The sequence below is a fragment of the Microvirga aerilata genome, from assembly GCF_016743775.1.
Classification (GTDB): domain Bacteria; phylum Pseudomonadota; class Alphaproteobacteria; order Rhizobiales; family Beijerinckiaceae; genus Microvirga; species Microvirga aerilata.
Genome location: NZ_JAEQMY010000039.1, coordinates 1 through 24,153, shown reverse-complemented (window position 1 = coordinate 24,153; position 24,153 = coordinate 1). Strand labels below are relative to the sequence as shown.

Below are 24,153 nucleotides of genomic sequence, written 5' to 3'. Positions count from 1 at the left end.
TCCAGAGCTCAATAAGAAAAGCCGGCGCGTTGCAGCGCCGGCTTTGTTGTTCGTCCTGTGCTCAGCGTGCTGGGTTTAGGCCCAGATGAGGGCGAAGCTTGAGGCGGAGAGCGCGAGGCCTTTGCCGATGGTGGCAAACTGCACCTGGGCGGCACCCCCCGCCCCGTCCGCATCGTACGACACCGCACCCGTGCTGCTGTTGTAGATCAGCCGGTGCGACGCCGCGCTCGCCGCAGCCCCGATCGTGAACTGCCACGAGTCGACCGAGCCCTGGTTGGCAAAGGCCGTAAACACCGACCGGCTCAGCTGCAGCAGATCAGGCCCGCCATAGCCGAAGTCGTTCACAACATCCACGTTGCCCGCACCCAAGGCGCTGTCGAAGCGGAAGATGTCCGTGCCGTTGCCGCCACTCAGCGCATCACAGCCTGCGCCACCCACCAGCAGGTCGTGGCCCTCGCCGCCCACCAGCCAGTCGCCGTCGCCCAAGCCGAACAACTCGTCGTTGCCGTTGTGCCCGAACAGCTCGTTGTAGCCCTCGTTGCCGGTGAGATGATCGGCATAGGCCGAGCCGGACAGCGCCTCGATCGACACGAACGTGTCGCCCGAAGCCTCACCCGCGCTGCTGCCAATCGCAAAAGCCGTGACCGCCGACAGGCTGGCCCGCACGCCGGAGGCGGCATGGTTGTAGCAGGCAAAGTCGAAGCCGGCGCCACCGTCGAGCACGTCCGCGCCAGTCCCGCCATAGAGCCCGTCCGCGCCGTCACCGCCGGAGAGCGTGTCGGCACCGCCATCGCCATACAGCTCGTCGTTGCCGCCCTCGCCGAGGAGCCGATTGGCGGCCTCGTTGCCCGACAACCCGTCATTGAAGCTCGAGCCGATCAGGCCCTCAATGGACACATAGGTGTCGCCGGCGGCTCCGCCGGAGTTGATCCAGGGCAGGCCGAGCCGCGCCTGCACGCTGCCCCAGGAGGAGGCATAGCTGACGAGATCGAAGCCCTCGCCGCCGTCGAGCGTGTCGGCGCCCGCCCCGCCTTCCAGCCGGTCGTCGTCGTGGCCGGCGAGCAGGTGATCGTTGCCGGACATGCCGACGAGGATGTCCTGACCAGAGCCGCCATGGATGATGTTGTGGTCGTTGTTGCCGGTGAGGTGGTCAGCATAGTTGGAGCCGAACAGACCCTCGATGCTGTCGTACTCGTCGCCCGCCGCATCGCCGGTGTTGCGCCAGCTCTCGAGCAGGTTGGCAGTCACGGCCGTGTTGTAGGCGGCGGAGTCGAAGCCGGCACCACCGATCAGCCAGTCGCCGCCGGCCCCGCCCGAGAGGGTGTCGTCGCCAGCTCCGCCGACCAGGTAGTCGCGGCCGACCAGCCCTGAGAGCCAGTCGTTGCCGTCATGGCCGTACAGGTTGTTGTTCTCACCATTGCCGGTCAGGCTGTCGTCGTATTTCGAGCCGGCCAGCGCCTCGATGCTGTCGTACGTGTCACCCTTGGCCTCGAACGTATTCTGCGAGGCATCGGAGAGGTTGGCCACCACCCCGGCAAAGGCATTATAGTAGCTCGCAAAGTCGTAGCCTTCGCCGCCGTATAGCAGGTCACCGCCCACACTGCCCTCAAGGGTGTCGTTGCCGCCGTTGCCGTAAAGCACATTGTTCAGAAAGCTGCCGGTGAGTTCGTCGGCATAGGCCGAGCCTTCAAAGCCCTCGATCAATTTATAAGTGTCGCCCCCCGCCTCGCCCGTGTTCTCGGCCGCGTTCGATAGGTTCGCGACGACACCGGCAGAAGATTGCGCATAGCTGGCGAGGTCGAAACCCTCGCCGCCATCAAGGATATCAGCGCCGAGACCGCCGGTCAGGATGTCATGACCGAGCCCGCCCGCCAGCAAATCATTGTCAGAGCCGCCCATGAGGGTGTCGGCCCTGTCGCCACCAGTGAGAGTATCATCGCCCTCGAAACCCGACAGACCTCCATTTCCGACCAAGTGGTCAGCCTTAGCCGTCCCTCGCAGAATTTCCACAAAGTACGCGTTCCCACCGACGACGAACTGTGCGACTTTGTGGACAGGCTGAGGATTCTCCGGAGTTTCAGGGTCTGAGCCGACCGTAGTGGCACCCCAGTCAGTATCCTGCTCGATCTCTCTCGGGTCTCTGGGAGGACCTAAGAGGAATCCGGCGATGACTGCACCGATTGGAATGGTGATACCAATGGCGGCTAAGCTGTAACCGCGGCCAATGATGCCAAGGGTGGAGGCTTCAGCCCCGACGATGCTGGCGGTATAGGGGGCAGCCGCGTCGCTCATGCTCGTGAGGCCGAATACAGAGGCCTCCACAAAAAACACAGAATCAAAGACAACATAACTCGCAACGGTGTGTATTCCTGCAAAAAGTGCCCAATCGGACCAATCATTAAGGCCAGCCGTCCCTGCAGTGCCCGAACCGCCGGTGCCACCTGTGTCGGTGCCACCTGTGCCTGTCCCGCTAGAAACAGGCGGCGTGGTAGGAGTTGACGTATTGGAACTCGAGTTTGGGGTTTGAGCGACGATAAAAACCCCGCTCCCGTACCAATTGGACACCGCTGCGCAACCTGACTCCTGACGGCAAAAATCGTCCCATATTGACCATGCCATTGATGCCATTGAACTGCCCCCATAATTCTGAGGTGCAATTTTTACTTTCTATTGAGAGTCACAACTCTCCGTTCGAGCAGTATGGCTATTATCATTCAGTATTTTTAAGAGATTTATTACTACAGATATCTATTTCCTAAACGTCAGATAACTTGCTAGTTGCAATTGTTCTGTAAATCTCAAGCCAGAAGATCACTCAGCTTCAGTGAGCATCCATGGCTACCCTAAACACCTCCCGCACTCTTCCGCACATCCCACCCAAATGCTCCAGCAAAACCTTCGCGCTCGGCAACCCGGCAACGGTGGCGAGGCGCTTGAGGATGACCGGCGGCACCTTCTCGGCATCGAACGAGCCCTCGATGGTCAGGCGCTGCCATTGGAAAATGTCGTTGAAGAGCCTGTGCGCCTCGATGAGTATCCTTGCGTCATCTGACTGCAGCAAACCAAGGGATTGAGCCTCAGCGAAAGTGGTCTCGGTTGAGAGGCCAGCCAGCAAAGGATGCGTGTGCGCATGAGCCAGCACCAGGCCCTGCGCCATGAAGTCGAGATCGGTGAGGCCACCGCGGGCAAGCTTCATGTCCCAGGGGTCGCTGTCGCCCTTCTCCTGCGCTATCAGCTCGCGCATGGTGCGGACCTCCTTGAAGACGTTTTTCGGATCGCGCTTCGTGGTGAGGATGTCCTTGACGGCCTGCGAGACTTCCGCACCGAAAGCCTCGTTACCCGCTAGCACGCGGGCGCGGGTGAGCGCCATATGCTCCCACAGATCGGCTTCGCTCTTCTGATACGCGACAAAGCCCTTGAACTGGGAGGCGACGGGTCCCTTGCCCCCCTGTGGGCGCAGGCGCAGGTCCACTTCGTAAAGCAGGCCGCGCCGGGCCGGTACCGTCAGTGCCGAGACGAGACGCTGCGTCAGGCGCGTATGGTAGACCACTACATCGAGGCTGCGCGGGCCTGTGCTTTCGCGGGCATTCTCGTCGAAATCGTAGATCACCACGAGGTCGAGATCGGAGCCTGCCGTGAGCTCGCGGCTGCCGAGACGCCCGAGGCCGAGGATCGCCACGCGGGCGCCGGGCACCACGCCATGATCGGCTTCGAAAGCGCGCCGCACTTCGTCGAAAGACGCACGGATCACGGCGCGCGCAATGGCGGCATAGGACTCGCCGGCCTGTGCTGGCGAGAGAACGCCGGAGAGAAGCCTTGCTCCCGTGACAAAGCGCATCTGTCGCGCCGCATCGCGGATGCGGTCGAGGAAGTCCTCGAAGTCGCGCGGAGGACCGATGAGCTGCCGGATCTGCTCCTCGATCGCAGCATCGTCTGTGGTGGGCGTACCGAAGGCGGGATCGATGAGCGCATCGAGCACATGGGGCGACAGCGCCACCGTGTCGGCGAGGCGTGGCGCGGTGCCGAGAAGATCGGCGAAGAGGAGCCGCAGGCGGTCGTGGGATTGCAGGATGGTGAGGAGTTCGACGGCAGCCGGCATGCGCCCGAAGGCGCGGTCGAGGGCAGCCAATGCCCCGTCGGGATCGGCGGTGCCGCCGAGCGCCGACAGCAGCGCGGGCGTGAGTTCGGTCAGCACCTCGCGGGCGCGGGCGCTCTGGATCGCGGGACGACGGCCGAAATGCCAGCCGCGCACGGTCTCGGCCACGCGCTCGGGCTCGTGGAAACCCATGCGCTGGAGGGTTGCAAGCGTGTCGGGATCGTTGTCCGAGCCGGTGAACACGAGGCTGCCCACATCGGAGGCGAGCTCCGGCCCTTCCTCGAACAGAAGCGCGTAGTGCCCCTGCACGATCTTCGCCTGATCGGTCAGCGCTTTGGAGAAGGCCTTGAGATTGGAATAGCCGCAGAACCGGGCGAAGCGCCGGAGCTGCTCCTCGTCGGAGGGCAGGCGCTGGGTCTGCTCGTCCGCCACCATCTGCAGCCTGTGCTCGATGGTGCGCAGGAAGCGATAGGCGTCGGAGAGCTCGTCCCGCGCGTGTGCCGTGATCCAGCCCTCGTCGTGGAGCGCTTTCAGCATGTCGAGGGTGCGCCGCCCGCGCAGGCCAGGACGGCGCCCGCCGAAGACGAGCTGCTGCGTCTGCACGAAGAACTCGATCTCGCGGATGCCGCCGCGACCGAGCTTGATGTCGTGGCCTGCCACAGCGATCTGGTCGTGCCCGCGCACCGCATGGATCTGCCGCTTCATGGCGTGAACGTCGGCGATGGAGGCGAAGTCGAAATACTTGCGCCAGATGAAGGGGCGCAGCTCCTTCAGGAAATTTTCGCCCAGCGCCAGATCTCCTGCGATGGGTCTCGCCTTGATGAAAGCCGCACGCTCCCAGTTCTGCCCGACGGTTTCGTAGTAGACATAGGCTGAGGACAGGGACACGGCGGTGGGCGTCGAGCCGGGATCGGGGCGCAGGCGGTAGTCGACACGATGCACATAGCCGTCGGCGGTGCGCTCCTGCAAGAGCTTGGCGAGCTGCTGCGCGATGCGGGTATAGACCGTTGCGGCCTCGGAAGGATCCCGCAGCACCGTCGTTTCCGGATCGAAGAAGATGACGAGATCGATATCGCTGGAATAGTTCAGCTCCCCTGCCCCGTGCTTGCCCAAGGCCAGCACCGTGAAGCCGGAGCCCTCGCCTGGAGCCTCGGGATCTCGAAGAGCGATGCGTCCAAGACCGGCGGTTTCGGTGAGCACCAGGTTCACGCCGCCGGACACCGACGCATCCGCGAAATCGGAGAGCGCCTGGACGACCTGCTCCGTGCTCCAGAGGCCGCCGATATCCGCAAGAGCCACCAGCAATGCGTGGGTGTTGCGGTTCTGCCGGAACGCCTGCACGGCATCGTCGCGCGTGATCGTGCCGGAGCGCAGCTCGCGAAACAGGCCGGTCTGGTTCTCGACGAGGGCGCGGTGCACCTCCTCGGGCGCCTCGAAGGCAAGCCTCGCCATGCGAGCCGGGTCGTTGACGATCAGCTGCCAGAGAAATGGGGAGTGGTCCGCCAGCCCAAGGAGGAGATCGCATGGAAGGCCGCCGTCGAGATGCCCCAACAGGGCTGCAGCCCGGGGCTCCTCCCTTGCACGCGCGACAAAGTCCTTCAGCTGCGCCTTCGCCCTCCCTTGATCGGCAACAACAGGAGCTTTGGAGAGACGGCTGAGAAGGGATCGACTTGATTCCGGCACGGGCGTTCCATCGGGTTCGGGCGAATGGCCCGAGTGTTCACGCCGGGGAGCCGGAGGCAACCGAAAAGTGCCGTGGCGCCCTGCCCTAGAGCTGTTTCCATTGACATGGAATCAGCTCTTTTCTTGGCTGTGCCGCCTTTTCAAAGGTGAGCCGGATCCACTTCACCTGAGAATGCTCTAGGGCTCAGGCGGCCGATTGAAGCGACGGCTGGGGAAGCTCGGCGGCTTTGAGGGGCAGGGCCAGCACGACCCGCAGCCCGGGCTCGTTGCTCTCGAGCCGCAAGGTCCCGCCATGAAGCCTGGCGACGGCGGCGGCCAAGCTGAGCCCCAAGCCGAATCCGGGCCGGGACCGCGCCGTTTCCAGTCGGACGAAGCGCTCGAGCACCCTGCCCCGCTCCGCCTCCGGGATGCCGGGACCCCGGTCGGCCACCACGATCCGCATTTCGCCGTCCGCCCGATGGGCCGATACGCTGATGGCCCGAGCCCCCCCGCCGGCTGCGGCGCCGTATTTCAGCGCATTGTCGAGAAGGTTTGCCATGGCCTGCCCGAGAAGCTCGCGGCTGCCATGGATTGGCAAGCCGTCCTCGACGGAAACCTCCAGCGCGACCCCGGCCTCTTCGGCCAGCGCTTCGTAGAGCTCGGCCACATCGCGCACCGCCTCCGCGGCATCGAAGTCGTCCAGACCCTCGCGGGCATTGCCGGCCTCGAGCCGCGCGATCATGAGCAGCGCATTGAAGATGCGGATCAGGTTGTCGCTTTCCTCGATGGTGGCCTCGAGGGCGGTTTTCAGCTCGTCAGGGGTGCTTGCCGTCCGCAGGGCCTCGTCGGCTTTGTTGCGCAGGCGCGTCAGCGGCGTCTTGAGGTCGTGGGCGATGTTGTCGGAGACCTCCTGCATGCCGCGCATCAGTTCGCCGATCCGGTCGAGCATGTCGTTCAGGTTCTGGGCGAGACGATCGAGCTCGTCGCCGGTTCCGGCCACCTTCAGCCGCCCGCCAAGATCGCCGGCCATGATGTGGCGCGTGATCTCGGTCATGTCGTCGACGCGCTTCAGCACGCGCCGGGTGATAAACCATCCGCCGACGCAGCCGAGGACGCCTATGAACAGGAGCGAATAGCCGAAGGCGCGGTGAATGATCTCCTGCAGGCGCCGTCGCTCCTCGATGTCGCGGCCGACGAGGAGCTTGAATCCGCCGGGCAGGAGATAGACGCGCACGATGGCTGCATCCGGCCGGGTCTCCGTCTCGTCGGTGCGGTTGTAGAGCGTCTCGAACTGGCCTGTCCGCCCGAGCACGTCAGGAGGCAAGGCGCCGACATTGCCGGCGACGCGTTCGCCCGCCTCCGTCGTCACGAGATAGAGCAAGGCGCCCGGCGCCCGCGACCGGCGCTCGACGCTGTTCACGAGACGGCGAAGGCCCCCGAATCTGTACAGGTTGGACAGGCTGTCGATCTCGCTCTCGATGGTGGAGATGAACTGTTCTGTGAGAAGCCGCTGGGCGTTCCAGGCCACGTAGCCGAGCCCCACGAAAGCAAAGATGGTGAAGATGAGCAGATAAGCGAAGGACAGCTTGAACGCGGTCGTGCGCACCAGCTTGCCGAGAGCGCTCATGGAAGCGTTCATCGCCGCACGCTCATTCCTCGTCTCCCTCCGCGCCCACCCGCACCATGTAGCCCGCGCCCCGGATGGTGTGGATGAGAGGCTTATCGAAGCTCTTGTCGATCTTGGCGCGCAGGCGCGAGACATGGACGTCGATCACGTTGGTCTGAGGATCGAAGTGGTAATCCCATACATGCTCCAGCAGCATGGTGCGGGTGACAACCTGATTGGCGTTCTTCATGAGGTATTCGAGCAGCCGGAACTCGCGCGGCTGCAGCACGATCTCCTGCCCCGAGCGCGTGACGCGATGCGACAGGCGGTCGAGTTCGAGATCCGCGATCCGGTAGACCGTCGGCTCCGCGTTGGGAGCCGACGCCCGGCGGCGCGAGAGAACCTCCACGCGGGCCAGGAGTTCGGAAAAAGCGTAAGGTTTGGGGAGGTAATCGTCGCCGCCCGCGCGAAGACCCTTGACCCGGTCGTCGACCTGGCCGAGGGCCGAGAGGATGAGAACGGGCGTCTCGACCTTCTGCTCGCGCAGGGAGCGGATCAGGGAGAGACCATCGAGCTTGGGCAGCATGCGGTCGACCACGAGCACGTCGTAATCCCCTGCCTCCGCCATGGCGTAGCCGTCGAGGCCGTCGGCGGCATGATCGGCCACATGGCCTGCCTCGCGAAACGCCTTGACGAGGTAGGAGGCCGCCTCTTTGTCGTCCTCGATGATCAGAATCCGCATAAGCCTACTGTCACGCACGAAAAAGCCCGACGGCAGGCCGGCCCTGGAGGGGAAAGGCCAGCCTGCCGTGGGCAGAAGACACCAGGTGTCGGGGGCAATCAACACTAAAGCTCTGGCGTCCTACTCCGTTTTGAAGGATCAGACGCCCTTGGGCTGGCTCGCGACCTCGAGGGTCACGGTCCGCTCCTTGCCCTCACGCCAGAGGGTGAGCGACACGGTCTTGCCCGGGGCGACGTTGGCCACCTTGCGGGACAGGTCCTTGGCCTCGGCGATGGGCTGCCCGTCGACGGCGATGATGGTGTCGCCCGTCTTGACGCCGGCCTTGGCGGCAGGACCGTCCTTCATGGCCTCTGCCACGAGGGCGCCCTTGGGCTCCTTCAGGCCGATGGCTTCCGCGATCTCCTTGGTCACCGGCTGCATCTGCACGCCGATGAAGCCGCGGGTCACGGAGCCCTTGTCCTTCAGGGAGGCCACGACGGTCTCGACCGTGCTTGCCGGAATGGCGAACGCGATGCCCACATTGCCGCCGGACGGCGAGAAGATCGCCGTGTTCACGCCCACGACCTCACCGGACAGGTTGAAGGTCGGGCCGCCGGAATTGCCCCTGTTCACCGAGGCGTCGATCTGGATGAAGTCGTCGTAGGGGCCTGCGCCGATGTCCCGGTGCTGGGCCGAGACGATGCCGGCCGTGACCGTGCCGCCGAGGCCGAACGGGTTGCCGATGGCCACCACCCAATCGCCGATCCGCGCCTTCTGGCCCGCCATTCGCACGTAGGGGAAGTCGCTGCCTTCCACCTTCAGGAGGGCGAGGTCGGTCTTCGGATCCGTGCCCACGACCTTGGCGTCGAGCGTCTTGCCGTCATCCATGGTGACCTGCACCTCGGAGGCGTTGTCGACCACGTGATTGTTGGTCACGACGTAGCCGTCGGCTGAGATGAAGAAGCCAGAGCCGAGCGACTGCCCGAACTGGCGCGGCCGCTCACGGCGCTGGCCGCGATCGCCACGCTCGCCATCGCGGAACTGGCGGAAGAAACGCTCCATCGGATGGCCCGGGGGCAGATCGGGCATCGAGAACTGCTGGCCGTCATCGTCGTTGTTGCGGTCGGCCACGTTCTGGACCTTGACCTTCACGGCCACGACGGCGGGCTTCACCCGCTCGATCACATCGGCGAAGGAAGGCCCGCCCTGCACCGGCTGCGCCATGGAGCGCAGTTCCGCATGGGCGGCATTGGGGGCAACCAGACCGCTCTCGACGGCGCCGCCGGCGATCAGGGCGGCAACGGCCGCAGCGCCGAGCCATTTCGCGGTGCGCTTGCGGACGGGAGTGGAAACCTTGTCCAACATGTCTTGTCTCTCCTGGATGAACCCTTCTCGGTTCGTCATGAGAGCAAGATAGGGATGGGCGCGTTACGGTACCCTCACCCGGAGATGAAATCTTGGTAAGGTTTGCTCAGGAAGCGGATCGGTCCCGCTGCAGCAAAGCCTCCAGTGCCTTGCGCTCGTCATCGTCGAGCGCGGCCGCGCTGGCTTGGGGGCGCCGTCGCATCGCCGCGTAGGCGCCGATCCCGCCGAGCACCAGGACCAGGGCCGGAGTCAGCCACAGCAGCAAGGTGTGAGCACCGAAGGTGGGCTTGAGCAGCACGAACTCGCCATAGCGCTGAACGAGAAAAGCCTCGACCTCCTGGTCCGTGTCCCCGGCGACCAGGCGCTCGCGCACCAGGAGGCGCAGGTCCTTGGCGAGCTGCGCGTCGGAATCGTCGATGGACTGGTTCTGGCAGACCAGGCAGCGCAGGCCCGTCGAGATCTGGCGCGCGCGCCTCTCGAGCGCCGGATCCTTCAGCACCTCATCCGGCTGGACGGCGAAGGCGGAGCCGCTGAACAGAAGGGCGGCGATGAGAGCCAGGACGAAGCGCATGGCCTACTCCGCCGGCACCGGTGCGGCAGGCCCGACCTTCGCGCGAACCGGAGCACCGATGCGCAGGCGCCGGTCCGTGAGCGACAGGGCCCCGCCGGCCGCCATCACGACGGATCCGAGCCAGATCAGCAGAACCAGGGGCTTGTGGTACAGCATCACGCCCACGGAGCCGTCCGGCTGGATCTCGCCGAGGCTCGCATAAACCTGGCCGAGGCCGACCGTCATGATGCCGGCTTCCGTCGTCGGCATGCCGCGGGTCACGTAAAGACGCTTCATGCTGTCCACGGTGCCGAGTTCCTGCCCGTTGCGGAAGATCGTCAGGGTGGCGGCATCCTCCCGATAATTCGCCTCGACCCGCGGGACGACGCGCTCGAGCCGGGCCTCGTAAGCGCCGGCCTTGAGACGCTCGCCGGTTTTGAGAGTGCCGAGCCCCTCGACGCCCCAGGCGGTCGCCGCAATACCGATCACCGTCAGCCCAACGCCCGCATGGGCAATCGACGTGCCCCAGGCGGAGCGCGGCAGGCCGCTCGCCTTGCGCCAGGCGACGGCCAGGGAGTTCCCCTTGGACCAGGAACGGGTGACGATCTCGTTGAGGGATCCGAGGATCAGGTAGACGCCGAGGCCTACGCCAATTGGGGCAGCGACCGGCCCGTCGTAGGTGAAGGCGAACATCGCGACCGTTGCCACCAGCGACAGACCGAACACCGCATAAAGGCGCTGGGCCGTGCCGAGGAAGTTGCCCCTCTTCCAGGCGAGCGTCTGGCCAAGCGGCAGAAGCAGCAGGAGCGGAACGATCAGCGGCAGGAAGGTGAAGTTGAAGAACGGCGCGCCGACGGAGATCTTCTCCCCCGTCAGCACCTCCAGCGCCAGGGGATAGAGCGTGCCGATGAACACGGTGGCGCAGGCGGTGGCGAGAAACAGGTTGTTCAGGACCAGAGCTCCCTCGCGGGAAACCGGCGCGAACAGGCCGCCCTGCCTCAGCATCGGCGCGCGCCAGGCGAACAGCGCCAGGGAGCCGCCGATGAACAGGATGAGAATGCCGAGAATGAAGGTGCCGCGCTCAGGGTCCACGGCGAAGGAATGCACCGAGGTCAGCACGCCGGAGCGCACCAGGAAGGTGCCGAGGAGCGACAGGGAGAAGGTCAGGATGGCGAGCAGGATGGTCCAGACCTTCAGGGCATCGCGCTTTTCCATCACCACGGTGGAGTGCATCAGGGCGGTGCCGGCAAGCCATGGCATGAGCGATGCGTTCTCGACCGGATCCCAGAACCACCAGCCGCCCCAGCCGAGCTCGTAATAGGCCCAGTAGGAGCCCATGGCGATGCCCAGCGTCAGGAAAGCCCAGGCGCCCAGCGTCCAGGGGCGAACGATTCGGGCCCAGACAGCATCGATGCGCCCGTCGATGAGCGCCGCGCAGGCGAACGCGAAGGAGATCGAGAAGCCCACATAGCCGATGTAGAGAAGCGGCGGATGGATCGCGAGGCCGGGATCCTGGAGCAGCGGATTGAGGTCCTGCCCCTCCGCAGGCGCCGGAACGACCCGCGTGAAGGGATTCGAGGTCGTGAGGATGAAGAGCAGGAATGCGATGGTGACGGCCGCCTGCACCGCAAGCGTGTTCGCCTGGAGCCGCATGGGAATGGTGTTGCGGGACACGGCCACCACCCCTCCGAACAGGGCCAGGATCAGCACCCACAGGAGCATGGAGCCCTCATGGTTTCCCCACACGCCCGAGATCTTGTAGATCAGCGGCTTGGCCGAGTGCGAGTTCTGCAGCACGTTCAGCACCGAGAAGTCGGAACTCACATACGCAAAGGTCAGGGCCAGGAACGAGAAGGCGAGGCAGCCGAGCACGGCGAGCGCGCTCGTGGGCGCGACGGCCATCAGAACCGGATCGTTGGCCCGTGCGCCCCAGAGCGGCACGACGAATTGGATCAGAGACAACCCTAGCGCCAGCGCGAGCGCAAAATGTCCGGCCTCGACCAACACGAGGGTTCTCCCTTGTTACTGCGTCTTGGGCGCGGCGTTGGCCTCGCCCTGCCAGTGGCCCTGCTTCTTGAGCGTATCCGCCACCTCGCGGGGCATGTAGTTCTCGTCGTGCTTGGCCAGCACCGTGTCGGCCCGGAACACGCTGGGGCTTTCGAGCATGCCCTCGGCCACGATGCCCTGCCCTTCGCGGAACAGGTCGGGCAGCAGGCCCTTGTAGTTCACCCGAATCGAGGCCTGCGCGTCCATGACCTCGAAGGTGATCTGCTGGTCGCCGCCGCGCTGGACGGTGCCCTCCTTGACGAGGCCGCCGAGGCGGATGCGCGTGCCGGGCTGTACGCTCTTGGCCTGGATGTCGGCCGGAGAATTGAAGAACACGATGGTGTCGTTCATGGCGTAGAGCACAAGACCGAGCGCGACCGCGAGGACGCATCCTGCGACACCGATGAGGGTCAAGCGGCGTTGTTTTCTGGTCATGGCTGAGCGTCGGTCAGTTTCAGTTCCTGCGCCATCGTATCGATGGTTTTCAGCGCAGCGTCGTCCTGGGACAGGGCCTGTCGGGCGCGCTGGGCTGCGGCAACGGCTTTATCACGCTGCCCCAGGACCGCATAGGAGCGCATGAGTCGCGCCCATTCGTCGGCGGTGCCGCCTTGCGCTTCCAGGCGGTTGGCGAGGCCCGAGACCATGCGGGCGATGTCGTCCGCCCCGATCTGCGGCTCGCCCTGTTGTCCTGCGGCCGGCTGCGGCTCCCCGAGGGCGGCCAGTTCCTGCTTCACCGCTTCCGTCCAGGGCGCATCGGCAGGCGATGCGGACAGAAGTTCCGCATAGGCTGCCCTGGCCTTGTCCGCATGCCCATCCTGGGCGGCGGCGCGGGCCAGATAGAAGCGGGGTTTCGGCAATGCGGGCTCGAGCTTGAGCGCCTCCTCGAACGCCGCCTGCGCCTGCGCGGACACCAGGCCGTCCTTGGCGAGCACCAGCACTTCGCCGTAATTGGCCAGCCGGTTCGCCTCCGGGCCGAGATAGCGGATCGCCGCCTCGTAGGCCCTCGCGGCATCCTCGGCGCGTCCCATGCGCAGATAGACCGGGGCGATGACCTCCCAGCCACGGCCGTCCTGCGGGTTCTGCGCCAGATGGGATTCGATCTGGGCCACGGCCGACATCAGATCGAGACTGCCCGCCCGCTGCTGCATCTGCACGCCGGGGGGCTCGGCCAGCAGTTGCGGCGAGCCATAGATCTCGTAGGTCGCCAGCGCCAGGATCGGAATGACGGACAGGGCCAGGGTGGATGCGGCCCGGCGGCGGCGCAGGGCCGGCTCGCCGACGGCAGCGAAGGCCTCGCCCTGCATGCCCGTGGCGCGCAGGAGCCTGCGGCCGGCCTCGGCCTTGGCGGCCTCCGCCTCGCTCGGCAAGAGCACGCCGCGAGCCTGGTCGCGCTCGATCTCGGCCATCTGCTCGCGGTAGAATTGCGTGTCCGGATCCCCTTGGCGCCCGACGGCATAGTGGCGCGACAACGGCCACAGCACCGCCATCACGGCCGCCGCCGTCATTGCCAGGAGAATGATCCAGATCACCATAAAGTCCTATTTACTGCGTGTCCTCCTCAAGCACGACGGTGGCACGGTGTCACGCGTAAATGTCCTTACGTCTGGCTCCTATCCCCCGGGAGTTCGAGGATCGCCCGCAAGCCGCCCATGGGGGAGGCGTCGAGCTTCAGGGAACCGCGGTAGAGCGCCGCCAAGTCGCTGACGATGGACAGGCCGAGCCCGGAGCCGGGCTTCGTCTCGTCGAGGCGCCGGCCGCGCTTGAGCATCTCCTCCCGCGCCGCCTCCGGCAGGCCGGGCCCGTCGTCGTCGATCAGCAGGCGGAAGCGGGGCCGGTCCTCCTCGCGCAGGGTCTCGACCGTCACCGACACCTTGCGCGACGCCCATTTCGCTGCGTTGTCGATGAGGTTGCCGGCCATCTCCTCCAGATCCTGCTTCTCGCCGCGGAAGCGCAGATCCGGCGGAACCGCGAGCTCGACCTCCAGGTCCTTGTCCCGGTAGATCTTGGCGAAGGTGCGGGCAAGACCCGCGATCACGGGCTCGGCCTCGGTCAACGTGCCTAAAGTGCCCGCCAGTGCCGCGGCTCTTGCCCGGTCGAGATAGTAGTTGACCTGATCGCGCATGAGGGCAGCCTGCTCCCGCACCCGGGCGGCCACCTCGTCGGGCGCATTCTCCGCCTCGTTCATGATGATGCTGAGCGGCGTTTTCAGCGCATGGGCCAGATTGCCCACCTGGGTGCGGGCGCGCTCCAGGATTTCCCGGTTGGTGTCGAGGAGCAGGTTCAGCTCGCTGGCAAGGGGCGAGATGTCCCGGGGGTACTCGCCCACGATGCGCTCTGCCTCCCCCTGCCGGATGGCGCCAAGCGCGCTGCGCAGATTGGCGAGCGGCCGCAGGCCGAAGCGGATCTGAAGCAGCGTGGTGAAGCCGAGCGCCAGCCCCAGCAGCGCGAAGGTGACGGTAAGCGCGAAGATGAAGTCTCGAACGCCGGCATCGATCTCGTCCGCCGGCCCCGCAACGCGGATGATGTAGCGCCCATCCTCGCCAAGGTCGATGTCGCGCTCGATGATGCGCAGGGAGCGATCGTCGGGCGCGTTGCCGTAGCCGCGGCGGATCTGGCCGAACCGGTTGTCGCCCGAGGCGAGGGTCGGCAGCTGCCCGCCGAACAGGGATTTGGAGGAGCGGATTTCGGCCGGAGCCGCATTGGGGCGCGCCACCTGCCAATACCAGCCCGACAGGGGCAGCTCGAACCGGGGATCGCCGATGGGGCCGAGATCCCGGTCGGGATCCCCCGGCGCGACAAGGTTGGACGCGAGCGTGTTGGCATACACGAGGAGGCGCTGGTCGAAGGCGCGCTCCGTGTTGTCCCGGTAGAGCGTGGACAGGATCAGCCCTGCGATCAGCAGGATCGCGAAGCTCCAGAAGACGGAGGAGACGGCAAGGCGAACCGCGATCGGCCGCCCTGCGAAACGTTGCACGAGCGGTCGGAACCCGGTCACGTCTTCGTCTGGCCCGCATCGAGGAGGTAACCCAGTCCGCGCACGGTCTGGATGATGTCCACGCCGAGCTTTTTGCGAAGCCTGCCGATGAAGACCTCGATGGTGTTGGAGTCCCGGTCGAAGTCCTGGTCGTAGAGATGCTCGGTCAGCTCGCCCCGCGAGACGATGCGGCCGGTGTGGTGCATGAGGTAGGACAGGAGCCGGTACTCGTGGGAGGTGAGCTTCACCGGGTTGCCGTCCACGGCCACGCGGCCGGAGCGGGTGTCGAGCTTCACGGGCCCGCAGGCGATCTCGCTCGTGGCATGGCCGGTGGCCCGGCGCAGCAGGGCGCGGACGCGGGCGAGAAGCTCTTCCATGTGGAAGGGCTTCGTCACGTAATCGTCGGCGCCGGCGTCGAAGCCCTGCACCTTGTCGCTCCAGCGGTCGCGGGCGGTGAGGATGATGACGGGGGTCTTGCGTCCCTCGCGCCGCCAGGCGGTCAGCACGGAGACGCCGTCGACCTTCGGCAGGCCGAGGTCGAGGATGATGGCGTCGTAGGGCTCCGTATCCCCGAGGAACTGCCCCTCCTCGCCATCCATGGCGGTGTCCACCGCGTAGCCCGCCTGTTCGAGCGCGGTCACGATCTGCTGATTGAGGGTTCTGTCGTCCTCGACAACGAGTAGGCGCACGGTTGGAGCTTTCTCTGCAGCATCGGACTAAAAAAGCGATTTGCACTCAAGGGATCGATCCGATGCACGATCCCTCCAGTGGCGCATCGTTCGAAACCGGAAAACCGGTCCGCTTTTCGCGGACGCGAACCTCCGGTTCCGCACGCTGCGCTATTTAACCGATCTCACGCGCCCGGAGGAGCCGTCGATCATCACTTGCACGATGCGACCGTCCTTTTGCAACGCCATGATCACATAGACAAGGGCATCGCTGCTGCGGCAGAGGCTGGCCCGAACCACGTCGGCGTCAGGAACCTGACGCCGCGCCGTGATCACGGCGGCGGCGGGCGCGACAACGCCCTTGGAGGCCACCGCCTCCTGCATCTCGCGGGGCGGCAGGCAATTCTTGAGGGCGGCCGACGCGCTTTGCGCATACGCTGCCTCCATCATTGCCCACAACCCGATGACCAACCAAACCGGACGCATAACAGAACGATGCCTTTGCCGCACTGAACAAAGCCTGAATGTCCGTTTAGTTCATGATTTGCTTGGTGGCGAGGATCCGAAACACGGTCGAGGCCATGAAGCTTCCCGCCGCGATCAGCTGAACGAACGCCTCCTCGAAGGCTCCCGTGGCGAGGGTGGAGGTGTCGAAGCCGAACAGGCCGAGGACAAGGGCTGCGAACCCGATGAGGTTGGCCCAGATCGTGCGGCTGGCCAGAATGGTCTTGGTTTCGAACAAGGCAAGGCTCCTTGAGACGGATGGGGAATGGACGCGAGCCGGAGAGCCTCCTGCTCGACGCTGAGAACCCGCCGGCGCCAGCCGCGCCCGAAGACGGGCCAGACCCCGAGGCGGGAGAGAAAGCCGAGGCGTGCCCGGGTCAGGCGGCGGATGGCATCCCCTGCATCGGCCTGCCGGGCGGCCTCCAGGGTGACCGGGCCGACGACCCCGTCCGCCTGCACGCCGAGCAGGCCCTGGAGCGTCCGCGCGGCCTTGGCCGGTCCCGAATGAACGGCAAAGTCGAACACGGCGAGGTCGAGCCCGGGCGGAAGCTCATCGGCCAGCACCGCATCCCAGTAGAAGCGGCGGTAGATCGAGGCTGCCTCCTCTTGCGTGAGGTGGCGAACGTCGTCGACGGAAGCGGAGCGCCCCCGCGCCCGGGACAGGGTTTGGCGGGTGATGCCGAGATTCGTCGCCCCGCCGGGATCCCTGGGATGCCGGACGAAGCCGCCCTCGTGCCGCAGCACGAGGGCGAGGGACAGATCGAAGCGCGATTGAGTGCGGGCCATATGCGCCGTCCTCACAGCTCTGCCTGAAGGGCGATATAGGCCAGACTGCCCAGGTGAAGATGGCCGATGCTTCCGGCCGTGCCGCTGAAGGCGGTGCTGGCCTGGAGCCGCAGAGCGATGCAGGAGGGGCTGACGGGAGCCGCCGTCGTCACGCTCAGGGTGCCCGTGAGGGTCGCCCAGGCCGCGCCGCTGTTGTTGTAGAAGCCGACCTGGTTGCCCGTGGGAGACCCATTGGCCCAGCTGAAGGCGCTCCCCACGACGGCCGGATCGGCTCGCATCGGCACCGGCAGGGTGCAGAGAAAATCGATGGCGTTGGTCGCGACCCTCTGCCCCGGAGCACCGAGAAGCGCAGGGGCTCCGCCGGAGGCGGCAAGCCGCTGGTAGTAGCGGCGGCAGCGCAGTTCCTGGAACTCGAACGGTTCCCCGGTCCACGGGCTGGCCTGGGCCCCGAGTTCCAGCTTCACGCGCTTGAAGGAGCAGGAGCCCGTCGCCTGGAGGCGCACGGTCACGTTGCCCGCCTCCGACCCGTCCAGCGTGACCGTGGCCGAGCGTCGGCCGGAACCGGCCGGGATCGTGGCTGCTTTCGACCCTATGGTCACCGAGAGGGGCGAGGAAGGATCCTCGACCGACAGGGTCAGGGTCGCGCCCGCCAGGCTGGCGAGGCCTGTTTCGGCAGCCGCCTGGGCAGCATCGACCACCTGATCGAGGGCGCCGGACAACGTCATCGTTCCGTCTGCCGCCCGGCTGAGCGTGCAGCTGCCCGTTCCCGCCTTCCAGCGGTCGAAACCATAAGCGCCCGTCCCCAGGAGGCCGCCTGCAAACCTGCGCTGGTTCACGGCGAAGGCCGGGTTGAGCAGCAGGTTGGCTCTGGACACGTCGGCGATGCCGTTGGGAAACGAGACCATGCCGGTCTCGCGGCTGACGAGCATCGCATCGCGCCATTCGCTTCCGTCCGGGGACACGCGGATGCCGAAATCGTCGCTGCCGATCAGGCCCGTTTCCGCGCGCCCGCTGTAGCCCCGCTGATAGACCTGCGAGAGAACGCCGCCGGCTTCGCTCTTGCTCAGCACGAAGCGCAGATCGCCGGTTCCTCCCTCCTCCGCGGCCAGTGCCGCGAACAGGACGGCGTTGAGCTTTGCCGAGAGCCGGTTCAGGCCGTCCGCCGTGGTGCCGATCCCGAGCCGATCCAGGTTGTGGAGCTGCTCGGGAACCGAGCCGGATGCCTTCCATTCGGCGCCGTCGAACGCCACGAAGATGCTTTCGGCCTCCACATAGGCCTGCCATCCGGGCCGCGGGGTGAAGAAGCGCCAGGCGCCGAGGTCGAACAAGGCGATCCTGCTCTCCTGGCCTGCAAAGCCTCCGGTCGCGCCGGAGCCGACGAGATAGCGGTCTCCCTCGGCCGGAGAGGCCGGCGGCGCGGCGCGCCCGCGCTCCTTGACCGCAAGATGCACGAGCGCATCGAGGGACACGATGGCCTCGTTGTGGGTGACGTGCTTTTGCGCCTGCGCCGCGGCAAGCAGCGGCAGGTCGAGATGAGGTGTTTGGGACATGAATGAGCTTGCTGCGAAAGAGAAACGAAAGAGACCGAGCCGTCAGCGAACGGGTATCGTGACCCGCCGCTCGAAGCCGCGTCCGGCAGTGGCGCTCAACTGCCCGACGCGAAGGGTGAGTGCCGATCGAGGCCCGCCGAAATCGGCACTCTCCTGAGCGGCGGGGTAGAGAACGGAAGGTTGCGTGCTCGCAAGAGTCCTGACCACCGATCCATCCCTGAGAAGGTCGACCTCGTAGCGCTCCGCATCTTCGCCAAGCGGCACGTCGGCGGCCTCCCATCCGTCCCCGCTCCGGCGCGTGCGGCGCGTCCATGCGATGCGGATGCCGCCCGCCTCCCGGCGCGCCGTCACATGCACGGGGCTGAGCGGCTCGAGCGCCTCGCGCCCAACGGTCGCAACGATCTCCGCGACCGCGGGATCCGCATGGTCGCGCCCTGAGGGGCCGATCCGGTAGCGCCAGGTCTGCCCGAGATCCTGCAGGCTCGCGGTCAGGGGAACGACGGCCTCGTCGAGCCTGACGATCAGGGCGCCCGCCGGCACCGTGCGGCCCGCCTCGGTCTCGGATCCCGCAAGGCCCCTCAGGAACCGGGAGAGCCGATAGGTGCGCTCCCCGATCATCTCGGCGCGCGCGGCGGACAGGATCTCCCATCGGTCGTCGCCGCCCCGGAGGGCGAACAGGTTGCCGCCAGCAAGAGCGGCCTCGTCGTCGATGGAGCTCAACGCGCCTGAGGAGATCTCCACATCGAGAACGGCCCGCGTGTCCCAGCGCCAGAGCGGGCCTGGAACGAGCGCCGTCTTCGTCCGCCCGATCACGGCGGGAAGGTCGAGGATGCGATGGGGCGTGAAGCTTGCGCCGTTGCCCGAACGCCAGACGGTCACGGCGCCCGGCCAGGGGTCCGCCGCCACGGCGATATGCTGCAGGGGCACGGGATCGCCGAGGGCGGCCGGCAGGTCGAGCACCACGGCCTGCGGCTTGCCCGGCACCGGCGGCGGGCGCTTGACCGGTCGCTGGACGAAAGAGCCCGGCCGTTCGAACACGGCGGGCTCCACGGCCCGCGTTGTGACCTTCCGCGTGGGCCCCTCGGCGATGCGCGTGATCCGGTGCAGCTTCGGCCCGCCATCCGTCGGAAGGGAGATGACGTCTCCCGGCTCCAGTTCCATGCGCCTGGGCGACAGCTCGAACTCGGCCCCTTCCCGTCCGGCCCACAGATCCTGCAGCCATGTATCCGCAAGGCGTTGCGCCTCGGCCCGGCGGGTGACCACCGCGCAATCCGCCCGCGCCTCGCGGCGGCTCGAACCGGACAGGCGGCGCGAGGCGACGGCCGCGCGGCGGTAATCCGTGTCGCCTTCCGTGAAACCGATCTCCACCTGCTGCGGCAGCTCGGTCTCCTGCGCCCGGGTGAGCTTGAGCGAAGGCTCCTTGTCGCCCAGCACGAGATCGTCCTTCGTGAGCTGCAGCACCGCGCGGCCGCCGCGTCCCCTCCAGACGACCCTGCCGCCGCCGGCAACCGCATCGACGCCGAAGAGGCGCATCAGCGGCTCGAGGGCGCCACGGGCCGACAGGGGCCGGTCGATCACGTAGCCGTCAGCGAAGCCGTCGACGGGCATCGCACCCGGATCGTCGAAGCCGTAATCCTTGAGGATGGCCGCGATCAGGCGGTCGAGAGCCACGCCCTCGATCCGGCCGGTGATCCAGTGCCCGGTCTCCCAGTTGCCGCCGTCGGCCCACACGGCGCTGAAATCGGGAAAGGCCGGAAAGGGCCGCGCGTCCCAGGCCCACACATAGATGTTGTCCGGGTCCACCATGCGCGCCCCTGACGGCGACACCGGATTGTACTCCGGCAGGAAACCGCCCAAGCCGGGATCGAAACGGGACAGGATCGCCTCCAGCGCCCGCGCCTGGATGAGGTCGTCGCGCACGCCGCGCGAGAAGGGCGGATAGGCCGATTCCGACGACTTGGGATCGGGAAAGACGTTCGGCCCGTTGGGGCCCTTGTCGACGGCCGGAACGCCGATTTCCGTAAGCCAGATCGGCTTCGAGCGCGGCTGCCAGGCGGTTGCGCCGGTCTCGACGCCGTTCACGCGCTCCACATGCGGATTCGACCACCAGGAGACGAGATCCTTCGGGCGAAAGATCCACGGTTTTCCATAGGCGCCGTCGGTGATGGGCGTTCGCGCCTGCGCCGCCCGGCTCGCGGCGTCCGCGTAGTACCAGTCGAAGGCCTCGCCGCTCCCGAGCCGCGCGCGCAGATAGTCCACGTCGTAGATGCTGCGCGCCGCCGCGAGGTCCGCGTGGCCCGGACCGTCGCGCCAGTCGGAGACAGGCGGGTAATAGTCGATGCCGACCGCATCGATGGCGCTGCTTGCAAACAGCGGATCGAGGGGAAAGCGAACCTCGCTGCCGCCGTTCAGCACATGCGCGCCGTATTCCGTCCAGTCGGCCGCATAGACGATCTTGGTGGCGGATCCGACGATGCCTCGCACCTGCGCCGCAAGGGCCCGCAGCCGCGCGGTGGCGGGATAGACGCCGCTCGATGACCGCACACGGGTGAGGCCGACGAGCTCGCTGCCCAGGATGAAGCCGTCGACGCGGCCGGCCTGCTTGGCCAGGTTCGCATAGTGAAGAACGAACCGGTCGAAGCCCCAGCTTCGGCTGAACCATTGGTCGACCTGCGCGGCGGCCGCACCCGTCCCGTCCGGCGAGCCGGTTCTGCCGGGAGCCGGATTGCAGGTGATGCGCCCGCGCCAGGGATAGGGCGGCTGACCGGTGCCGCCATAGGGATCCGGCAGGGTGTTGCCGGAGGGCACATCCATCATCACGAAGGGATAGAGCACCACCTCCAGCCCCCGCCCCTTCAGGTTCCGGATCAGGCGAATGACGGATTCATCCGAGGGCGTGCCGCCATAGGCGGGAGCACCCTCGACCAGGGACACGGCCTTGGCGCCCTGCCGGGTCAGGCCGGCGACCGACCAGGTGGCGCCGTCAGTGGTTTTGACCTTCACGTCCACGCGGGGCTCGATGGCGCAGGAGCCGGCCCTGAGATCGTCCCCGAACCAGCTCACCACGAGGGAGACGCGCTTGAGATTCGGGCACAAGGCCTGCAAGGCATCGAGGGAGGCAGCCGCATCGCTCGTGCGCTGGAGCTGATAGCGGTTCTCGGGCCGTGTCTTGCCGAGATCGAGAACCTGCGTCACGGGCAGCGTATCGTAGCCGAACTCGCTCGCGCCCGGAATGAGGCACACGGCGCGAACCATGCGGTGAAGCCCGCCGACGGGACGGATCACCTCAAAGGAGAATTGCGGGATGCGGTTGCCGAAATCGGCAAGCGGCAGGCGCTCGAACACCACATAGGCCAATCCGCGATAGGCCGGAGCATTGCCGACGCCCTCCTTGGCGACGATCAGCGGATCGGGATCCTGCGTCTGCGAGCCCTCATGCACCCGCATGGTGAGGGTGCTCAAATCGAGCTCCCGTCCATCGGCCCAGACGCGGCGGATGAAGCCGATGCGCCCCTCGCACAGCCCGACCGCGATATTGGCGAAGTAGGAATAGCTGGTGGTGACGGTTTTCGGCCCGCCCATGCCTTTGCCGCCCTGGCCGGAGCGGTCCGTCTTGGTGTTGACCACCTCCTCCAGGCGCGTCGCCCAGATGAGCTGGCCGCCGATCCTGGCCCGGCCATAGACCCGCGGGATCGGCGCACCCTCGGAGGAGGTCAGGCCGTCGATATCCTTGAGGCGCGGCCCCTCCACATGCTTCGTGGTGTCGCCGCCCATGAGCGCGTTGTCGATGGCGGCACCTGCCAGGGCGCCGAGCGCGCGGCCCGCCATGGCGCCGACCGGTCCGCCGACCATGCCGCCGACCACGGAGCCTACGGTTTGCAATACGATTGTGGCCATCGGGGTTTATCCGCAGGATCTGTCGGGAAAACGAAACGCATAGGCAAGATGTCGCCGCCACCACGGGTGGACCGCCACCTCCACGACCGATGCGCCGTCATGGGCATGGATCATGGTGTCGGGCGAGGCTGCGACGGCGCAGTGCTTGGCCGGCAGGGCGTCACGCCACCGGAAGAGCAGCACGTCGCCCGCCTCGAACGCCGCGCGGTCGATCTCGACGAGATGGCGGCGTGCGGCGGCCACCAGCGTGTCGGCCCCGGCTTCCGCCCAATCGGCCGAATAGGGCGGCGGCAGCTCGGGCTCCTGGCCCATGACGCCGCGCCAGACGCCGCGCAGCAGCCCGAGGCAGTCGCAGCCGACGCCCTTGAGCGAGGCCTGGTGGCGGTAGGGCGTGCCGATCCAGGAGCGGGCCTCCGCGACGATGAGGTGGGGTGTGGGCATGCGTTGTGTTCTTCCTCCCTCTCCCTTGCGGCGAGGGGCAGCCGCGGCAGCAGCCGGATGGGTGCGCAAAGTCGGAGCTCTGCGCCTTATTCAGGGGCACGAGGCGGCTACAGAGCCTCCCCTCTCCCGATTGGGAGAGGGGCAGGGGTGAGGGTGTGGCGTTTGACCGGAGAAGCGCTGTCATCTCGGCTGCAGACGGATGCCTCGGCCCCTCTTCCGGCATCGACCATCCCTCACCCCGGCCCTCTCCCACAGGGGAGAGGGAGAAGCGGCGCGCCTCACCGGAACAGGCTCCCGCCATCGAGTCCCGGCTCGCCCTGCTGCGGCATGCGGATGATGAAGTCGTTGCCCGGCATGTGCGGAAAGCCGCGGAAATTGAGGACGTTCCTGAACTTCGCCCGGCACACCGCATGGGTCTTGTCGCAGCCTGCCGTGACGCGGAAGGTGTCGCCGGGCTTGATCGCTTGGGGCGCACGCTGCCACAGGTCGAACTCGTCCGTGCCGTTGATCGCGCGGTGGATCTTGATCTCGACCGAGATGCCGCTGTTGCTGCCGCTCGTCCAGGTCAGCCTGCCGCCCGTGCACCAGCCGTCGGCAAAGCCGATCCCGGACGCCGCGATGCTCAGATGCCCGTCCGTTCGGGTGACGGTGCCCGCATCGGAATAGGCCGACGCGGCAAGATCGACGCCGCACGATCCATCGCCCAGATCCGCCGAGCATGTGGCGCGAAACAAGCGGCCGCGCTCCTCGTCGTAGCGGTGCATGAGGCCCCGCACCTCGGCCACGAAGCCGCCATCGGCGCGGCGGATCTCGCCGATGGCGCCGATGTCGAGAAGCACCCGCTCCTCCGGGTCGCTCCAGTTGACGAGCCAGGTTTCCACGCTTGCATCGTCGTAGAGGCCCGAGGAGATATCGTTTTCGGTGAGCCCTGCGGACACGAGCGCGCCGGACACCTCTCCGCCGCCGACCGCAAAGCCGATCTCGGCGGTCGCCTCCGCTGCTTCCAGCCCGGAGCGCGCCGCGTAAGTGGTGCCACTGGCGACGAGATCGCGATCGTGATCGGTAAAGCCAAAGGTCCCGCCGTCGCGACGGATAAGCCTCCAGCAATGACAAAGGGTCGTGGCCCCGTCGGCCAGATGGGCGGCGAGGTTTTGAGGAATTGTGCGCATGGCGATGTCGAACTTTGATTGTGATGCGAGATGGCGCGCCACTGTCATCCCCGCGCAGGCGGGGAGGTGAATTCACGGTTGAGGTGCAACACGGTTGATGATTGTTGAGAAGATCTCG

At 66.6% G+C, this 24,153-nt stretch carries 17 protein-coding genes and 1 pseudogene; all 18 read right to left on the bottom strand.

Annotated elements, in window-relative coordinates:
* Positions 1-75: 75 nt before the first annotated feature.
* On the bottom strand, positions 76-2,292 hold the full coding sequence (locus tag JKG68_RS20510; RefSeq protein ID WP_202063221.1) for a calcium-binding protein: 2,217 nt from the start codon (positions 2,290-2,292) through the stop codon (positions 76-78).
* Between the two features lie 529 nt (positions 2,293-2,821).
* Positions 2,822-5,779: a bifunctional [glutamine synthetase] adenylyltransferase/[glutamine synthetase]-adenylyl-L-tyrosine phosphorylase gene (locus tag JKG68_RS20505; protein WP_202063220.1), complete on the bottom strand. Its 2,958-nt coding sequence runs from the start codon at positions 5,777-5,779 to the stop codon at positions 2,822-2,824.
* A 184-nt stretch (positions 5,780-5,963) separates the two neighbouring features.
* Entirely contained in the window at positions 5,964-7,397 is a 1,434-nt protein-coding gene (locus JKG68_RS20500; protein ID WP_202063219.1) for a HAMP domain-containing sensor histidine kinase, read from the bottom strand.
* A gap of 10 nt (positions 7,398-7,407) precedes the next feature.
* Entirely contained in the window at positions 7,408-8,106 is a 699-nt protein-coding gene (locus tag JKG68_RS20495; protein ID WP_202063218.1) for a winged helix-turn-helix domain-containing protein, read from the bottom strand.
* A gap of 138 nt (positions 8,107-8,244) precedes the next feature.
* Positions 8,245-9,450, bottom strand: a complete 1,206-nt coding sequence (locus JKG68_RS20490; RefSeq protein WP_202063217.1) for a S1C family serine protease — start codon at positions 9,448-9,450, stop codon at positions 8,245-8,247.
* Between the two features lie 106 nt (positions 9,451-9,556).
* Entirely contained in the window at positions 9,557-10,021 is a 465-nt protein-coding gene (locus tag JKG68_RS20485; RefSeq protein WP_202063216.1) for a cytochrome c-type biogenesis protein, read from the bottom strand.
* Between the two features lie 3 nt (positions 10,022-10,024).
* Positions 10,025-12,007 (bottom strand): heme lyase CcmF/NrfE family subunit, encoded by a 1,983-nt coding sequence (locus tag JKG68_RS20480; protein ID WP_202063215.1) that lies wholly within the window; start codon positions 12,005-12,007, stop codon positions 10,025-10,027.
* A gap of 15 nt (positions 12,008-12,022) precedes the next feature.
* Positions 12,023-12,481 carry a cytochrome c maturation protein CcmE gene (gene ccmE, locus JKG68_RS20475; RefSeq protein WP_202063214.1) on the bottom strand — a complete coding sequence of 153 codons (459 nt, stop codon included), beginning with the start codon at positions 12,479-12,481 and terminating at the stop codon, positions 12,023-12,025.
* Positions 12,478-13,578: a c-type cytochrome biogenesis protein CcmI gene (gene ccmI / locus JKG68_RS20470; RefSeq protein WP_202063213.1), complete on the bottom strand. Its 1,101-nt coding sequence runs from the start codon at positions 13,576-13,578 to the stop codon at positions 12,478-12,480. Before ccmI ends, ccmE begins: the two co-directional genes overlap by 4 nt.
* Before the next feature lie 65 nt (positions 13,579-13,643).
* On the bottom strand, positions 13,644-15,020 hold the full coding sequence (locus tag JKG68_RS20465; RefSeq protein ID WP_202063245.1) for a sensor histidine kinase: 1,377 nt from the start codon (positions 15,018-15,020) through the stop codon (positions 13,644-13,646).
* A 17-nt stretch (positions 15,021-15,037) separates the two neighbouring features.
* Positions 15,038-15,709: a response regulator transcription factor gene (locus JKG68_RS20460; RefSeq protein ID WP_202063212.1), complete on the bottom strand. Its 672-nt coding sequence runs from the start codon at positions 15,707-15,709 to the stop codon at positions 15,038-15,040.
* Between the two features lie 150 nt (positions 15,710-15,859).
* Positions 15,860-16,138, bottom strand: a complete 279-nt coding sequence (locus JKG68_RS20455) for a PepSY domain-containing protein (protein ID WP_202063211.1) — start codon at positions 16,136-16,138, stop codon at positions 15,860-15,862.
* An 82-nt stretch (positions 16,139-16,220) separates the two neighbouring features.
* Entirely contained in the window at positions 16,221-16,430 is a 210-nt protein-coding gene (locus tag JKG68_RS33580) for a hypothetical protein (protein WP_246515665.1), read from the bottom strand.
* Positions 16,431-16,750: 320 nt separating this feature from the next.
* Positions 16,751-16,978, bottom strand: a pseudogene (locus tag JKG68_RS34765) (glycosyl hydrolase 108 family protein); the annotation flags it as partial.
* 11 nt (positions 16,979-16,989) lie between these two features.
* Positions 16,990-18,528 (bottom strand): DUF2793 domain-containing protein, encoded by a 1,539-nt coding sequence (locus JKG68_RS20445; protein ID WP_202063209.1) that lies wholly within the window; start codon positions 18,526-18,528, stop codon positions 16,990-16,992.
* A gap of 42 nt (positions 18,529-18,570) precedes the next feature.
* Positions 18,571-22,425, bottom strand: coding sequence for a baseplate multidomain protein megatron (locus JKG68_RS20440; RefSeq protein WP_202063208.1), 3,855 nt, complete (start codon positions 22,423-22,425; stop codon positions 18,571-18,573).
* Positions 22,426-22,431: 6 nt separating this feature from the next.
* The gene (locus JKG68_RS20435; RefSeq protein WP_202063207.1) at positions 22,432-22,866 is read right to left on the bottom strand and encodes an NlpC/P60 family protein; all 435 of its coding nucleotides are present in this window, start codon (positions 22,864-22,866) and stop codon (positions 22,432-22,434) included.
* A 278-nt stretch (positions 22,867-23,144) separates the two neighbouring features.
* Positions 23,145-24,035: a phage/gene transfer agent baseplate hub protein gene (locus tag JKG68_RS20430; protein WP_202063206.1), complete on the bottom strand. Its 891-nt coding sequence runs from the start codon at positions 24,033-24,035 to the stop codon at positions 23,145-23,147.
* Positions 24,036-24,153 lie beyond the last annotated feature (118 nt).

Excerpts from the sequence above, each read along its gene's own strand:
- JKG68_RS20510 (WP_202063221.1), bottom strand. The coding sequence starts at position 2,292 with ATGAGCGACGCGGCTGCCCCCTATACCGCCAGCATCGTCGGGGCTGAA.
- JKG68_RS20500 (WP_202063219.1), bottom strand. The coding sequence starts at position 7,397 with ATGAACGCTTCCATGAGCGCTCTCGGCAAGCTGGTGCGCACGACCGCG.
- JKG68_RS20495 (WP_202063218.1), bottom strand. The coding sequence starts at position 8,106 with ATGCGGATTCTGATCATCGAGGACGACAAAGAGGCGGCCTCCTACCTC.
- JKG68_RS20490 (WP_202063217.1), bottom strand. The coding sequence starts at position 9,450 with ATGTTGGACAAGGTTTCCACTCCCGTCCGCAAGCGCACCGCGAAATGG.
- JKG68_RS20485 (WP_202063216.1), bottom strand. The coding sequence starts at position 10,021 with ATGCGCTTCGTCCTGGCTCTCATCGCCGCCCTTCTGTTCAGCGGCTCC.
- ccmE (WP_202063214.1), bottom strand. The coding sequence starts at position 12,481 with ATGACCAGAAAACAACGCCGCTTGACCCTCATCGGTGTCGCAGGATGC.
- ccmI (WP_202063213.1), bottom strand. The coding sequence starts at position 13,578 with ATGGTGATCTGGATCATTCTCCTGGCAATGACGGCGGCGGCCGTGATG.
- JKG68_RS20455 (WP_202063211.1), bottom strand. The coding sequence starts at position 16,138 with ATGATGGAGGCAGCGTATGCGCAAAGCGCGTCGGCCGCCCTCAAGAAT.
- JKG68_RS20445 (WP_202063209.1), bottom strand. The coding sequence starts at position 18,528 with ATGTCCCAAACACCTCATCTCGACCTGCCGCTGCTTGCCGCGGCGCAG.
- JKG68_RS20440 (WP_202063208.1), bottom strand. The coding sequence starts at position 22,425 with ATGGCCACAATCGTATTGCAAACCGTAGGCTCCGTGGTCGGCGGCATG.
- JKG68_RS20435 (WP_202063207.1), bottom strand. The coding sequence starts at position 22,866 with ATGCCCACACCCCACCTCATCGTCGCGGAGGCCCGCTCCTGGATCGGC.
- JKG68_RS20430 (WP_202063206.1), bottom strand. The coding sequence starts at position 24,035 with ATGCGCACAATTCCTCAAAACCTCGCCGCCCATCTGGCCGACGGGGCC.